The organism is Vibrio genomosp. F10 str. 9ZD137, from assembly GCF_049974785.1.
Taxonomy (GTDB): domain Bacteria; phylum Pseudomonadota; class Gammaproteobacteria; order Enterobacterales; family Vibrionaceae; genus Vibrio.
In genome coordinates, this window is record NZ_JBNGCJ010000991.1 from 1 (window position 1) to 15,734 (window position 15,734).

A 15,734-nucleotide genomic window follows, 5' to 3' on the forward strand; every position below is an offset into this window, starting at 1 on the left:
GCCGCTCTTTACGATAGCGCGTGATGAGTGATTCTATCTGTTTGCTGTCACCACTGGCGGATTTACCGGTGATCTTAATAATTGCGTCATCGACCTCGTCACCAAGCTTATCTCGGTAGGTGTCACGTAGCATGTTCACTACTTCGTCAGCGTGAATGTCGTTGACACAAAAGACCAGTGTTTTAGCGGCCTGCGTGGGATCGATATATTCGGGTAGTGCGTTACACACCGCTCGATTAAATTCAGGAACCAGCACTTTTCGGTTAAAGCCTGAGATATCAATATTGAGCTCTTCTGGCAGTACGCCTTCTATGATCTCTCCATCCACTAGCTGCTCGACGGTGGCACCTTTATCAAATTGAACGCCCTGTTGGGTCAATTCTGTATCAATGATGATTGGCGGCTCTTGGTCAACCAAGCGACCATCTAATACCGCTTGATTAAAGCGATACTCGTAAATAGGTTTACCAAAGATTTTCATGGTGTTAGTGGCAGGCGTTGCGGTTAAGCCGATCTTCAGAGCGTCAAAGTAGTCGATCACTTGGCGGTATTTCGATTGATATTCTGCTTGATCTCTAAACAGCATTTCACCTTCGGTTTGCTCGGCGTCTTCGTTGTAACCGCGGTGCGCTTCGTCCACAATGATGCAGTCGTACATGCCTGGAGTAAGCGGGTTATTCTCACTTTGTAGCATTAGTGAAAGCGATTGAACGGTCGCAATTTGGATCCACGGTTTATCGCCTGCTTGGTCGGTTTTTTCACCCAACTCATAGAGGTTATAGTGGTCTGCCAGTGGCATTTGGCGAATGCGGTACTCTTTAAACGAGTTTACCGCTTGTGTGCCTAGTGAACGTCTATCAACCAAGAATAGCGCGTTGCGGCACAAACCAGAGGTGAGCAAGCGGTACATGGTAGCCCCTGCGACACGGGTTTTACCTGTACCTGTTGCCATGGCGACGAGTAGGTTCTCTTGCCCGGCTTCGATTGCATCTTCAATGGCATCAACGGCAAGCTCAGAGGGTTTGAAGAGGTCGAGCTCTTTTTTGTCGTGCGTGTCTAACCAGTTGAGTGCTTTCTTACGATCTTTGCGTAATTTGGCTTGTATATCTTTTGGTGAGTGGAACGCGCTTAATACCCGCTGCTGGGTTCCATCGGCGTTAGCGCACCAGATACCACTTTGGCTTTTTATCTGCTGAAGATATTCTCGACCGTTAGCACTGTAGATAAAAGAAATAGGCTTGAGTTTGTCTTGTTCTCTTAACTCATTATTAGCAGCTTGATACGTCGCCTTGGTCTCTTCTGCGACTTTATTTAAACTTAACGTTGGGCGTTTTTTAACGGCTGGTTTTGCTGTTGCTGATGCACCACCAACAAACACCAGTTCGTTTTCTTCAGCGTGTTCTTGGTAGTTAAAGTTTTCAGCGTAGTATTTCGCCTGTGGCAGTGCGTCTTGCACACTCAAAGATTTCTTCTTCGCTTCTACAATAGCAACAGGTTGTAGGCCGATGAAGAGAACGTAATCAGCTTTATGTTGATCAGCATCGATGACCCATTCAGCAATCGCCATATTCCTACCTGGCTGCGGGCGCGTGCCGTTACTGAACGTCAGTTTTTCGCTGTCCGCCTCCCAGCCAGCTTGTCTAAGCTGACCATCAATAATGAAGCGGGTTTCGGCTTCAGTGAGTTCAAATTTGTTCTTTTTGAGCCCAGATTCAAACTCAACAACTTGCGCTTTTTGTTGGTCTTGGCTGAGTGCTTCAAATCGCTGTTTCTGTTCGAGGAGCTTTGCTTCTAATGCTGCAATACGATCTTGGGCTTGTTGCTCCGTTTCGGTTTTCTGACTCTCTAAGATAGAGATATAGCCCTTTAGGTCTACAATCTTGTCTTGTTTATGATTTATTGCTTCTTCAGTATTCGCACTTTGCTCACGGTAAGACTTAAGCTGCTGCTTTAGTGCTTCTAGCTCTTCTAATGCTATACCTTGCTGTTGCGGTTGAGGGCAAACAAATACGGGTGTTGGCTCTTTAAATTGACCACTTCTTAATTTGAAATACCAAAATGCCACATGATGAGCAAAGCCTAAAACTCGCGCAGCATCATTGGGATTTGAGTAGTTTTTATGAACCGCTTTATTCCCATAAATTCGTATCTGTTGAAATGGTTCAATTAGGCTAGTCAGTTTATTCGTTTCACGTAGCGCTTTAATAAGATCCACTTGCTGCTCTGGAAGAGAAATGTTCATACTTGTGGCAATACTTTGCGCACACATCTCACCAAACATTCTCAGCTTTACTAGCGTGATGTTGGGATCGTTATGAAGATTCTGCTCTGCAGATAGCAGCGCATTAAACATATTAAGGTTGATTGTACGGAGAAACTCAAAATTCGACTTTTGCATAGATGCACCTAAACGTTTGGCCTTGTCGGAGTATACAGTATTCTGTTTATAATATGAGTTGATAGCTAAGGAATATCAGATATTCCATTAATATTATTGATGTTTGTCAGTAATATAGGGGGTTATTGGGTAGCCTAAACCCAAAAGCTTAGGCTAAGTTCAATCAGCTTCTAAAATGGGATATCATCATCCATGTCATCCCAGTTAGGAACCGTATTCATATTTGAAGAAATCGACTCGCCCTGATTAGGGGTTTGACTAAACCCTGTTGCAGATGAAATAGGGACAGATGGATCGGGTCTAAATTGTGGTGCATCATCTACTTGCTGTTTCGAAGTGTTACCGTTACCTGAACGGCCAACTATTTGAATAGACCCCACTGGCCAGCGTACCACCACTTCAGTTGTGTAACGGTCTTGTCCATTTTGATCTTGCCATTTGCGTGTTTGCAGTTGACCTTCCAAATAGACCTGGCTCCCTTTTTGAGCGAATTGTTCAATATAGCTCGCTGAATTCCCAAACACAGAAACACGATGCCACTCACTCTTTTCACGCATTTGCTCCGTGTTTTTGTCTTTCCAGCTTTCAGAAGTAGCGACACTGAGTTGTGCTACTTGCTCCCCGTTGGAAAATGTTTTCATTTCTGGGCTCCGCCCTAAGTTACCAACCAAAATAACTTTATTTACACCGCGACTCGCCATTTTATTTCCTTTGAAACTGCGACCATATATTAGTTAACAAATTATATGCCTATCTTGGCTCGGGTTCGGTTTTACAAGCTTGTGAGTTCACGTCGCCTCAAACTGTCTATTAGATTATTGCTGTAGGGGTAAGTTTTATCGCTTTCCAGCTATAGCGGGACTTCACCTTATCCCACGTCATAACCCGTAGTGCTTTCACATTAGTTTGCTCAGGAATATCGCCAATGACAAAGGCTGGAACAAATGTATCTTCGATAAATCCAAAACCCTTAGGAGCAACTCTTAATTGCCCCTCGACGTGGGAAACATCTTCAATAATAACCTCTTTACAAGGTACTGAAGCCACGACTTCTGCTTCGCCGTCTCTCTCTGAAAGTGATAGTTCCACATACCCACCAACATCGGGGCTACCTTTTCCTTTGTGAACTCCCATACGAACAGAGTATGAAGTTGATTTATTTACGAACGCATGGAAACCTTTCTCCGACTTATGTATGTTTTCAACTAGGCCTATCACCCTCTTTACAGGACCATGTAAATAATCGAGTGCATCAACACACATTGAGTTCAAGTAGGTATTAAGCTGTTCATACTTTACGTTTTGATCGTACCATTGGCTTTGAGAAAGTCGCTCAAGTTCAGGTTTTATTTTCCAGCCATTTGACTGATATGCCGAAAGCGCTGTTTTTACACACATCGACGCCTCTATCATCTGTTTTTTTTCAACCAACAATGGAACAATACCAATCAATAGGCGTAAGCTAAATGTGACGTCATGCGCCGAAACAATGCCTTTTGCGAAGAACTTAATCGCTAGTTCTTTGTCTTCCAATCGGTACGTGGCAGCCAAAGCTCCCCACGCCCATGACTCTTTTTGCTTTTTCCTTAGTATTGGTAATATTAAGCTCCTTGCCTGTTCAAATTGGCTAGTAACGATCAAACATTTTGCAAAATCGTAATCAATCCATACTAGGTGCTTAGTATCTGCTACCCTTTCCTTCGTTAAATTGATCAACTCAATGACACGGGGTAACTCTATCTGCCATTCCGCTCTAGCGCGTAGCCATGCCGCTATTACTTGTCTTGTCGTGGAAAGCATTAAGCTTGGTACTTCGCCTTTTTCCGCCTGAAACGGCTGCATTGCATCGTCATCAAACAATGCCCCTTGATGCCTTAAAACACAATGTACCAAACTAGGAAACCACTCTAAGTTTTTTCGAAACTGAACAAGGAGCATTTTATATTCAAGCCCACCTGTTGGTATCGCCAAATTCATAATGGTTTGAAGTAATCGTTCTATCTGTTCAAATTCTTGGTTATTCGGCCTGAAGTTTCCTGAAGACGATGCTCGACTTGATATTTTTTCTTGGTGCTGCTTAAGGTACTCATAACAAACCCAAAATAACGCACCTTTTAAATATGCGTCATTAGGGCTGTCCTCTAAAGCCTGAAACCCTAGATTCCAAGCTTCTTGTAGTTGACCCGCTTTTCGTAGATTGGTTACCGTTCGAAATGGTTGTTCAGACATTATGCGTGACTCCAAATTTCTAAGACTGTGTTTAGTAAGACCTTAGAGCTACTCAAGTTTGGCATTGGCATCACTTTCTTAAATTGTTGTTTTCCGTTGTAATAGAAATCGACGACAGCTGTTTCATGGTTTTGAGAAAACGTATAACGTTGATTCCATGGATTTTGAGTAATATTTACGATTTCAATGCTATGTGGTTTAAATACCTCACATACGCGATTATAAAAATCAGATAAAAATTCTTCATCAAAATCAAAGCTCTCCCTTTCAGTGGTAGTCGATGATGTCGCGGAAAATATACTTCCTTTAATCGAGCTGAATCTAGACTCAAGATCCTCTTGGATTGGGCTCCCGCCTCTAACCTGCACTGAGGAAACTCTGTTTTTACCGTTGTAAACAAACTGAACTTCTGCGTTAGACTCTCCGCAATTTAGAATATATAACTCTTGGTAGTTATGATGGTGAATAGCTAAAATTTCGACATTTGAGTTCTTTAGGCAGGATTTAACTTTGCGTAATAACGCTATCTTCAGAGGTTCCTGAGTTGATATGTCAAAACGCTGAAGTTCTTCAACTTCTAAATCTTCCAGTTCGTCATGGACATCCGTCTGTTTAACTAAAATATTTGCCCCTACAATAGTTGAGCCTCCTCCAAGCTTAATCTTCGGTTCATCAACTACATACAACACCTTTGACGTACGAGTAATCGCCGTATACAGCCATCTAAAATAGTCTTTACAAAGGTAATTTAAATGAGAGTTACAGTTAACTAATACATGTTCCCACTCACTACCTTGAGCTTTATGGCAGGTAATGGCATAGCCAAACTTTACTTTAAATGCATTCAAATACTCATCAGACTTACGCGCTAGTTTAAGCTGATCTTCAAAACCTTTACGTGTTAAGTCGCTATTGCGCTTCAAAAAATCAACGTTGAGAGCGCGAGATTCATCCACTGATAGTGATGGCTCATCGTTATACAGCAAGTTTTCCAAGATTTTGGCTCTAAGCCGTTGAGGGGTATTTGCCTTGTTTCTAAACAGTAATTCTACATCTCGGAAAGCTAATTTAACTGTTACATTTTCGGTTTTTCCATCTACCTTTTTTCTAAAGGTGACTGTTTTTCTTTCAATACCAGGTAAAACCTGTGTAACCAAACCAAAATCGCCATTAGTCACATCTATGTCATTTCGATAATGGTTTGCAACTGAGATTACTTTGTCACCTACACATATCTCGGGCTGATTGGGGAAGAAACGCTGACGGCACTGTAAATTATAGCTTGCAACAATACGGTTAGACGATGCTACAAGCATAACTTCTTTCGTTTTGGCGATCTTTCCCTCGCACAAATGCATATACCTATCAATGATCTCTGAAGATTGAATTGATTCAACATCCGCCTGTTCTGAAACAAAGTTCAACTGGTTGAACACGTCACTTTCAATGGCATTTCTAAGTGTTGTTGCATTTTCTAACACACCGCTCGAAGATTTTTGTCTTACAACTTCTCTGAGAGTCTCCTCAACTAATTTCAAGTGATGATGTTCTACTAAATATTCACTCGATAATGCAGGGCTGATTTTCATACCTACAGGAGGCAATTGGGCGTGGTCACCAATAAATATTATCTTTCTTCGTGTATTACTATTAGTGTTTTCAATTGATTTTTTACTATAGTCAACCAGATCTTTGAGTAAGTATCCCGAACCAAACTGAAGGCTTTCTGTAAATGAATAACTATCTGACACCATAGAGGCTTCATCAACAATATATATGGTTTCTTCACTATCAAAATTCTGCTTAACAGGTGCAACGGGTAAACGGTCGTCGTTCTCATCCTTCAGGTGGGCATCTCTAAAGTCATAAATTTCACTATGTATAGTTGATGCACTTTGACCTGTCTTTTCAGTCAATACTTTTGCAGCCTTACCTGTTGGCGAGAGCAATACACAATGACGACCAAGATTATTCAGATAGCTGACAATCCCTTTTGTAATAAATGTTTTACCTGTTCCAGCGTAGCCGTGTAACAAAAAAGCATCTAAATCACTCGTACGGATAAATTGGTCTATAGAACTAAGCGCTCTTTGTTGGTCTACAGTAAGTTTAATGTCGGAAAACTCTTCCGTAATAGAGACTCGCGATCGAGTTTCTTCCATCTTTAGATTAAAACTGTTTGCAGCATCTTTCCCCGAGCGTTGAAACTGTCTAATTGACTCCTCAGCTTCCGCTAATGACAACTGGACGGCTCGACTTTGTTCTAGTTCCTTTTTTATCTCTTCTAACTCTCTTTCTGTCTGCTTAATGACAGATGCTCGTTCACCCGCCTCAACTAATAATTTCTTATTGTTTAAACGTAGATTGTTGAGTGCATCATCATTACTTTCTGGTGTGGTAAAGGAGGGAACAAAAACATAGCTACCTTGCATTGTCTGTATAAACCAACGTCCAACTAAGTAGGCCTCTTCAAGGAGCCATAATGCGTCTTCAACAGTAAGCTCAAGCTCGTTATGAACGGCCTTATTTCCCTGTTTACGTATAGCATGTAACTTTCCTTGAATCTCTTGAGGTACTGCATGTCGAAAAGTTTGATTTTGTAAGCGCTCCAGCAGAGAGTCAACAGACTGATCTATTTGTAAGTGATGATAGATATACCCTACCAACAACTCCGAATATGCACGTAGCTTAAATGCAGCAGTCTGAGGATCACAATGTATATTTGCTTCTGCTTGTTTACCTAGTTTACTTAATTTTGGGTATTCTGAGTCTATAAAAGAGAAGTTAGAATTAGCCATAAAACCGCCTGAATATCTAATTAAGTTAGTCAATCTATTGACTAATATTACAATTATTGTTTTTTAGGGTGATGATGTAACGCTGATTATGGCCTTCTGATAGTGACTGAATTTCAAGTTTATCTGAGGTTTGCGAGGGCAGTGCGTTTTTAAGCTTACGATTTATGGTTGAGCATATCGGTTGTAAGAACTCACGAGCCATACCGACTAGCGAGCTAAAATCTCCGTCTTTGAAATCTTCAGGTGTTGTTTTGAAAGTCTCAAAAACGCGTGGGTCTTTGGCTATCTCAAGGTAGGTATTTAAAAACTCTTTGCTGCAGGTTGCATCTGAATCAAAACCTCTATCGACTAAAACTCCTGAATCTTCTTTTTCCAGTAACCATAGATAAAAGGCACACTCTTTTGCCGTGAGTTTAATGTCTACGCCAACAACAGAGATCAACTTAGCTTTCTTTCGAATGGTAACGCTTAAGTCTTCGTTGTGACTGGCATTGAGCATTCCCACGGTTTGACTAAACGAGAACTTTTCCATTGAAGAGATTAAGCTTGGATCAACAGAGCTTCGCATACGTACAAACGGAATTTCAGCAAGGGTTATACTGGCTTTACTCACATCTACTTCACCCTGCCCATTCTTGCCTGTTACCCATTTAGGCTGCTTGGTTGGGTACCAAAAATCACGTACGAATTCGTATTCATCATCCACAAAAACGTGGCTTAACGTGTCTTGCTCTCGTCCAAACAGCGACATAGCATAGCCAAAGTAGAATGCCATCGTTTTACGTCCACCAGCGAGTGAGGCATGAATGGCAACATTGTCATCTTGAGTCAACTCATACACTTTGTGAGTGATGAAATCGGCCATGTAGGTTTGATCATCGATGGATTTGGCATCATCAATACTGTTACCGTTATCATCTTCTATGAGCCAGATGTGGCTTTCATCAAACTTAACTGGCGGCATATTGTATTCATCTAGTAGCGCTTGAAAATGCCCGTCTCGAAATAAGCCATTTGCTAATACGGGCTTGCTACTACGTGTTGTGATTACGTAGATTTCATCAGGAAATGGTCGGCCACTTTGGTGAATGGCAAACAGAGTTTCTGTAAGAACTTGCGGGCTTGTGCCCGTTGTAGCGAGTAGGATGTTTTTCATAGGTACGTACTATCTCAGTTTTACTTTATAACGAGTCAATATCACTTCTAATTCTTTTAACTGCGTATCACTCGCGCTATCGATGTAGTTTGGTCCAAAAATAAATAGTGGTTCTTTCCATCTAGATTTTTCTTCGAAAAACATTTTTCCTGCTTGTAGTTCAACAAAAATCATTGTGCCATTTGATTCCGGTCTGTTTTCCTTTAAAGTTCTGTCCAACTCTACCCAACCTCTTTGCATATGGAAGCCAATCCATATTTTCTCAGAAGCATTGATTTTCTTTAGACTATCTTTGAATATTGGACGCATTTCAGCGTACTCAGAAATTCCAAACTTTTGAATAAAATCTTCCGCTGACTTATGCCCTTTTTGAGCACTCTTAAGTATATTTCTTTCACCTTCTTTGCGCTCAGAGTTTGTGCCTTTAACCAGTGCAACCCCATAACGATACATAGCTTCTGTATTACCTTGCTTAGACGCTACGCTAAGTAGTTCTTTGTATGACTCATCGTCACCCAGTTGGTTTTGTACCTGAGCTTTAGCTAACGTTTGGGTACTCTCCTTTGAGGCAGGTGTAGTAGAGTACTTCGTAGTTTGGAACTCAAACGACCAGAATTTCTCTAGCCATTCCTCAAGCATTCTAGCTCGATCATTTAAAGCTAGCGTGTCCGGCTTCGGTAAACCTGTTTTCGTAGAGTACTGACCAAATTTCCTACTCATCCCTTTAAACGCACTCGTATTTTCATTTGGTAGGACTTTAAACTTAGTACGTAGAAGTTTTTCACAGAAATACTGCCAAGCTAAGACATGATCATGTACTTCAACCTGAGCAAGTTCTCGAATTTCTGCGATAGAATTGAAACTTCCGCTAAACAGTCGCTCTGCATTCCATTTGTTATTTTTATAGAACCTCGTTTCGCCCAATTCACCTCTAAGCACTTCAACCACAATGAGCTTTCCAAGGGCAAAAATAAATACTTCTACATTCAAAGGATCATTGTTTTTGTAAACGTCGACTTGGCTTGTAAGGCGAACACCAGCTTCTGTTAACACATCATGACTCTTTTGCGGCAGTAAAACCCGAATACGGTCAAATCTCGTACTATAGTTAGACCAAAAATCTGTACGACCACGCATCTGTTTTATTTGTTGCTCGGTAATATTTAACTGGGCCGAACATTCATCGCTACATAGCTGAGTCACTAAAGACTTTAGTTCATAGTAATCAGAAAGCTTAAAGAGTGTTTTCAGTCTATCTATCGAAGGCTGATCGAAGTAGTACCAAAAAGAGTGCTCGCTATTAGGTAGGCAGTGCTCTTCTATGAGTGACTTTACAATTCCATTGCCAAGATTAGCACTGTATTTGGCGAGTAATTTTTGGCAATACTCTACGCGCTGTTGAGTCGTTTTTAGTGAATGAAAACAACTTTCCAACCATGTTTGATCATCACCTGTTAGAGTAACAGGCGAACAATCAATTAAGTACTTACCTAAATTATCAACGTAATAATTTGCATTAGGCATCATCAGTTTTTTAACCCAATGAACCGGAGACTGTTTGTTTACATAGCACTGCTTTGCAAGACCTAACCAATCAGATTCTTTGATGGCAGCTATCCAGCCAATTTTTTGTTGAGTAATGACGTTTAGTCCAGGAACACTACTAACTATGTCCATTGAATCCAATAAAGGTTTCACCATAGTTGTTGGCTGACCCTCAACGGCTAAACCTGCTTTAAAAAATGCAATATTACCTAATACACCATTGGTACAAATCGCTAACCAAATTGCACGGCTAGCATCAAATTCTTGGTCTTTGTCTAATCCTTGCCAGTGGTGATCATTTTCTATGATATCAAGCCACTCTAGTACCGAAATTTCACTAGCTTTACCTTGGTCTACAAGTGCGACGAGTTGTGCCATGGTTCTTGGCGGAAATTGAGGCAACGGCATATCAGCAATCGCCATTTCGTAGTACTCATCAAATGAGAGAACTTCGACGCTATTATTATTTGGTACGCGAGGTAAATCGAAAGTAAACAGGTTACTGGCTGACACGTTTCACCTCTGAAAAGTAACCAAGAAACTCATCGTCTCTAAATTGGAATCGAAACTTTACTTTACGATCACTTGGCTCGGCTTTAGATTGATTCGCTTCAATGGGACCACGACCTGAAATAGCCACCTTTTCAAAAAATCCTGATTTGTTTTTGAATTCCATACTACTAATATACGTCGACACGCTATTCGCACGAAGTACACTTAAAGACATATTTCTCTCAAATAGTCCTTCCGAGCTTGAGTGCCCTTCGATGACTATTCGCGATATTTCATCCGCAGTCGCTTCCGTTTGAAAAATTACATTAGTATAGATAGGTACAAACTCATTTAAAAACTGCTTCCCCGAAGACTTCAATCGATAGTCATTCACATCAAACAATATCGAATCCATGATTGATATATCACCAGTGCTTGGGTCAGCATTAACTTCTATCCCAGCACTTTCTAATGCATCGTTAATATCTTTAATGATCACTATTCTGGTATTCTGGCTCTCTTCATGAACCTCTGAAATTTGTACCAACGCGCTGATTAACAACAATGCGAAAATCATCAAAAGTACAGACATTAGGTCACCAACAGAGAGCCAGACCCCTGACTCGTCTGTTTCGCTGTTCGCCTGATTGCTACGCAATATAGACATTAAGCATTCACCTCATCTGCCTCAAACTCTTTACGTTGAACTTGAGAGTTAATTAGGTACCCTGCCGCTTGTGATAATTTGTTATGAATCTTACTTGCTGATTCATCGAAGTCTTTAAAGAACACTTCAAAGCTATCATTAGCTCGAGAGAAATAGCTATCCATAGCTTTTGGTAGTTCATTAGCAACATCACTAAAGGCTTTAGATGCATTTACGTATTCACGTTTTAGCTTGGCAATTTCTAAGCTCATTGTATGAGCTGCTTCTTGAAGCTCTGCCATTTTAGACGCTTCATTGAGGCCTATGGCTTTAACAACGCGTTCAACTGTTTCTGCTGATTTTTGTAGATGTTCGTGTTGAGCCGTCAAATCAGCTAAAAGGTTGTGGCGTGTTTTATACTCTTGCTCAAAGACCGTACGGAAATTGTCTACAACGCCGTTTAGGCCATCACGCTGCTTCCCTAAGTTTGACTCAAGAAGTTCATTTTGTTCTTTGAAATAGGCCGTTAGGTTGTCTTGATACTGTTTGCGGAACGCTTCTAGCTCGGTTTGTACTGTGGTCGACATTGATTGTACTTTACTGTCAATATCACCAAGACCTGCTTGTAATTCATCTTTAGCTGAAGTCATTAATGTTGAAGCTTCTTCACCGACCGTTTTCAACACTTCGGTTTGTTTTGTAAACGCGTCACTAGAACCTTTGATCAAAGAGTCAATTCGGGCTTCAACACCATCGAACAGTACTTTCTCTTTTTCTTGTCTTTCATTTAATGCGCTGTCCATTGATGTTTTGATCTCTTCAAATGCAGATGCAGCTCTTGCTGAGCTAGCTTCAAAAGAGTCTGTTTGTTGTTTGAATACGTCACTCGAACCTTTAATCAGTTCATCAATTCGATTTTCCACACCATTAAATAATGATTTCTCTTTTTCTTGCCTTTCATCAAGCGCACTCTCCATTGAGCTTTTAATGCCTTCAAACGCATCAGCCGCTTTAGTAGCACTGCTTTCAAACGCATCTCTTTGTTGTGCAAGCCCTGTTGAAGCGCCCTCTAACATTGATTGTACTTCTGTTGCAATCGTAGACATTGCACCTTGAGTATCTTCTTTAAAGCTAGAAAGAATCGTCTTCAAAGAACCGGCAAACTCCTGAAGTTTCACCATGGTTTCTTTTTGGAATTCGTTAATAGTTTCGACTGTATTTGCAGTACTGGAAATGACTTGCTCTACATTTTTGTTTAGCTCTTCAGACACTTTATTACTTGCTGTCACGGCCTCAGATGTTTTCTTTAGCTCTACTACAACCGGTGTGATTAGTTCAGTCTTCATTTCAGAGATTATTTCTTGAAGTAGCTCTTTTTGGTTTTGTTCTTTTATATCTTTAAGCGAAGTGAGTTCATCTCTAACCTGGGTAAGTACTGGCGCTAGTTCTTTTTCAATAGAGTGGGTTACCGCCCCAGAAACTGCATCAGCGATATCCTTCGAGTTAAAGCCATTTGCTAACGACTCAAATTTCGACATCATCGTAGCCATGTTGCTGCCTAACTGTTCCATTGCTAGAGCTGAGCGATGCTGCGCTTCAATTACGCCTTGCTGTCCATCATTAGATAGATTTTTTAGATAATCAATCGCACTCACCTCAACGTAGTTGTGGGCTAAGTGCTGTGCGAAATACTCTTGGGTCGTGTTTAACGTATGAGACGAAATTTTCATCCAAATCATAAACATTGCAGAGCATAGTAGACCGACCAAGGAAGTATAGAATGCTGTATTCATGCCCTCGAGCAGCTGCATCGCTGTTGACAATAGCTCTTTTGAGCCGCCCCCCATCGAGAATTCGCTTAACCCTAGAGTAATACCGATAAAGGTTCCTGTAATACCGATGCTTGTTAAGATTGCAGGGATCAACTTGTATTTGCTTTGGTCTACCTGAGGTAGCATCGCACTTAGTGAGGACTTGGAAACCAAGAGGTCACCTTTCGTCTCAACAGAAATGGTTTCGTTGTTTTTTTCATTAATAAGTAGATGGGTCATTAACCAATCTTGTTGAGATTGAGTCAATTCATCAATTTTAAAAAGACCATCTTGCTGTTTATCAGCGGTTTTAGATAGCTCATTAAGGAAAAACTTGTTGCTCCTTTGATCAAGAATGCTCCTATAGAAAGAGAACGCAAAAATTATCAAAATAGCAGAGACGATCATCTCTGTACTAATAAACGCGATAGAGGATGTAATTATTGACAATATTGGTGACATAGTGATCTCAACGAGCTAGTAATAAGGTAATTTCTTCTGGGGTAAAAATCTGTTCCGCGATAAATCCGGGAAGGTGTTCAGCATCGCGGCGAACAACACCGTTGACCACAATTGGATCAACTAATCTGACGCTGTACATCAACCCATCGTGACTATCGTTATCGCTAGCGACTTTCAGTGAAGTTTCTCTCGGAAACTCTCGAAGTAATGTCGCTTGCAATGATGACTTAGTCCATCTAAACGATTTGGTTGCACAAAAAGACTGACCAAACTCTTCACGTGACAGCTTCCATGCGTGGTTAACAGTAATTATTCTCTCTAATAATTTGTCTATTCGAACATTCATCACCACTCCTTCCTAAGATGATTAGCATTCGTTTTGTAGCCTTCTAAGAAGTCATTCACGCTTACGATTTCCCATCCACATTCGTTCGCTTCTTCAATATCTAATTTAGAAATCGCAATACCAAATTTCACATCTGGCCAAGCTAATTCGACCTTAGAGATGAGATCATCAAATTCATCTCTTACGTAATATGCCACTTCAGGAAGCTTGAAGTTCTGTCTTTGACACGCATGCAATACACCATGAACACCAGGATCTGCGAAGCTAAATAGCTCTGACCATCCGCCAACATTTTCAAGTAAGCCTTGTTCTTTTCGCAGTTGGTTTATTAACTGACGCTCTGAGTGCCTTAATGCCATATGCGAATGAAATGGCTGTTTACTATGACAATCGATACAAAGTGCTTTCAGGTTGTTTATGCTGTTGTCTGGTTTTACACCATTGATGTGGTGTACATGAAGCAACGCTCTGTTTGAGCGCATATTGACTTTACACTCTTCACATTGAAAGTCTTGCTCTACTCGGTAATGAGAAGAAACCTTCGCCCAGTCGTCGGTATAATCTGTTTCTGCAGTATCAGACTTCCTAGATGGCATATGAGGAAAGAATGAGCTGTACGTTTGGAAAAACTCAGCCATATTAAAGTTTGATAAAATGGCGCCTCGATTACCACCGGTTGTCCAACTTTTATAATTTAGCTGGGTAAGGCAATTTTGGCAGACTTTAAGCTTAGCCTTCCCTTCAACTGAACTGCCTAAATAACCTTTACTACCTGAGATTGTAAACTCACCGGAAACGTCATTGGTTGCTACATACCTTTCGAATCTACCTTCTGCTCTCATTTTTTTGAGGGTACTACAGTCCGAAACGTGATAACGATTACCAGTTCCTGGCGTGTTTATCACTGACTGTGCATTACCACCATGGTCCTTGATATACAAAAGAACCTGGCGACCCTTGTAGCTAAGTAAACCTGATCCGACATCTACGTCTTTTAGTTCAACGTCTTTCCCTTCTGCAAGCTCTAGATCAAGCTTATCAATCGACGTTTCTTGGAATTCTAGAAGAAAGTCTCCTTTTTCATCTGGCTCCATTTGATCCACAGCTTTAATTAGGCTGCCAAAACTCACAGTTAATTTCATTCGGCACCCAAAATCTTAAGAATCTGCTCTTCCGCGTTTGTTACGATACGAAAAGAAACACGTCTAGAGCGCTGCTCGTCCTCTCTTCCTCTGTCAGTAAGAATTAGTTTCGACGATGAATATCCTACTGCTGCGACGTTACTTTTTACCCAATCGTAATGCTGATTTTTAACGGCGTCTAATGCCATTGTATAACTCAATACGGCCCTTGTTCGTGATTGGGATAAGCGCATATTATTAAAGTATGCCTCGTTATCGCTCGAGTCGTGGTTCCAGCGACTGGATGTATGCCCTTCTATCTTAATCTCTTGAATAATCGGTTTAAAATTATCTAACGTATCGAGGTAACGTGGGAAAAAGTCATCCAATATGGTTTGAAACTGAGTCGTTAAATTTGCACGACCATTAGCAAATAAAACTTCTGGGGCTGTAAAATTGACACTCAGGGTATCTCTATCAATCTCAGCCCCCCAAGTATCTAAATCTTTTGTAAACTCCTCAAGCAGTGCGATATAGATAGCTTGTTGGGTCTGCTGATAAGTTTCAGCCACTTCTTTGATCTTATCCCGCTCCTGCATTGCATCACGCATCAATGCGACAGAGATAAATAGAAAGACCATCATTAAGCCTGCCATTAAATCTGATACAGAGAGCCAATGCTCTCCGCCATCGTTTTTAGAGCTACTCTTACCTATTACTCTTTCCATTG

11 protein-coding genes are annotated in these 15,734 nt (G+C 40.9%); all 11 read right to left on the bottom strand.

Annotated elements, in window-relative coordinates; genetic code table 11:
- Positions 1-2,398: type I restriction-modification system endonuclease (hsdR, locus tag ACP45E_RS21255; protein WP_069585517.1), on the bottom strand; the 2,398-nt coding region annotated here is incomplete at its 3' end.
- Positions 2,399-2,568: 170 nt separating this feature from the next.
- Complete coding sequence (gene ssb, locus ACP45E_RS21260; protein ID WP_017037110.1) at positions 2,569-3,099, bottom strand: single-stranded DNA-binding protein; 531 nt, start codon at positions 3,097-3,099, stop codon at positions 2,569-2,571.
- Between the two features lie 109 nt (positions 3,100-3,208).
- Positions 3,209-4,627, bottom strand: coding sequence for a DUF7017 domain-containing protein (locus tag ACP45E_RS21265; RefSeq protein ID WP_017034435.1), 1,419 nt, complete (start codon positions 4,625-4,627; stop codon positions 3,209-3,211).
- On the bottom strand, positions 4,627-7,425 hold the full coding sequence (locus tag ACP45E_RS21270; protein WP_017034434.1) for an AAA family ATPase: 2,799 nt from the start codon (positions 7,423-7,425) through the stop codon (positions 4,627-4,629). The genes ACP45E_RS21265 and ACP45E_RS21270 overlap by 1 nt, the downstream gene beginning before the upstream one ends.
- 34 nt (positions 7,426-7,459) lie before the next feature.
- Positions 7,460-8,581 (bottom strand): CRISPR-associated ring nuclease Csm6, encoded by a 1,122-nt coding sequence (gene csm6, locus ACP45E_RS21275; protein WP_017037111.1) that lies wholly within the window; start codon positions 8,579-8,581, stop codon positions 7,460-7,462.
- 9 nt (positions 8,582-8,590) lie between these two features.
- Positions 8,591-10,639: an EH signature domain-containing protein gene (locus ACP45E_RS21280; protein WP_017037112.1), complete on the bottom strand. Its 2,049-nt coding sequence runs from the start codon at positions 10,637-10,639 to the stop codon at positions 8,591-8,593.
- Positions 10,626-11,285: an OmpA family protein gene (locus ACP45E_RS21285; protein ID WP_017034431.1), complete on the bottom strand. Its 660-nt coding sequence runs from the start codon at positions 11,283-11,285 to the stop codon at positions 10,626-10,628. The genes ACP45E_RS21280 and ACP45E_RS21285 overlap by 14 nt, the downstream gene beginning before the upstream one ends.
- The gene (locus tag ACP45E_RS21290; RefSeq protein ID WP_241824370.1) at positions 11,285-13,537 is read right to left on the bottom strand and encodes a hypothetical protein; all 2,253 of its coding nucleotides are present in this window, start codon (positions 13,535-13,537) and stop codon (positions 11,285-11,287) included. Before ACP45E_RS21290 ends, ACP45E_RS21285 begins: the two co-directional genes overlap by 1 nt.
- Before the next feature lie 7 nt (positions 13,538-13,544).
- Entirely contained in the window at positions 13,545-13,883 is a 339-nt protein-coding gene (locus ACP45E_RS21295; RefSeq protein WP_017036383.1) for a hypothetical protein, read from the bottom strand.
- Complete coding sequence (locus tag ACP45E_RS21300) at positions 13,883-15,025, bottom strand: HNH endonuclease (protein ID WP_017036382.1); 1,143 nt, start codon at positions 15,023-15,025, stop codon at positions 13,883-13,885. The genes ACP45E_RS21295 and ACP45E_RS21300 overlap by 1 nt, the downstream gene beginning before the upstream one ends.
- Complete coding sequence (locus ACP45E_RS21305; RefSeq protein WP_017036381.1) at positions 15,022-15,732, bottom strand: OmpA family protein; 711 nt, start codon at positions 15,730-15,732, stop codon at positions 15,022-15,024. The genes ACP45E_RS21300 and ACP45E_RS21305 overlap by 4 nt, the downstream gene beginning before the upstream one ends.
- Positions 15,733-15,734: the final 2 nt, after the last annotated feature.

Bases quoted from the DNA above. Each gene is read 5' to 3' on its own strand.
- ssb (WP_017037110.1), bottom strand. From the start codon at position 3,099: ATGGCGAGTCGCGGTGTAAATAAAGTTATTTTGGTTGGTAACTTAGGG.
- ACP45E_RS21265 (WP_017034435.1), bottom strand. From the start codon at position 4,627: ATGTCTGAACAACCATTTCGAACGGTAACCAATCTACGAAAAGCGGGT.
- ACP45E_RS21270 (WP_017034434.1), bottom strand. From the start codon at position 7,425: ATGGCTAATTCTAACTTCTCTTTTATAGACTCAGAATACCCAAAATTA.
- csm6 (WP_017037111.1), bottom strand. From the start codon at position 8,581: ATGAAAAACATCCTACTCGCTACAACGGGCACAAGCCCGCAAGTTCTT.
- ACP45E_RS21285 (WP_017034431.1), bottom strand. From the start codon at position 11,285: ATGTCTATATTGCGTAGCAATCAGGCGAACAGCGAAACAGACGAGTCA.
- ACP45E_RS21290 (WP_241824370.1), bottom strand. From the start codon at position 13,537: ATGTCACCAATATTGTCAATAATTACATCCTCTATCGCGTTTATTAGT.
- ACP45E_RS21295 (WP_017036383.1), bottom strand. From the start codon at position 13,883: ATGAATGTTCGAATAGACAAATTATTAGAGAGAATAATTACTGTTAAC.
- ACP45E_RS21300 (WP_017036382.1), bottom strand. From the start codon at position 15,025: ATGAAATTAACTGTGAGTTTTGGCAGCCTAATTAAAGCTGTGGATCAA.
- ACP45E_RS21305 (WP_017036381.1), bottom strand. From the start codon at position 15,732: ATGGAAAGAGTAATAGGTAAGAGTAGCTCTAAAAACGATGGCGGAGAG.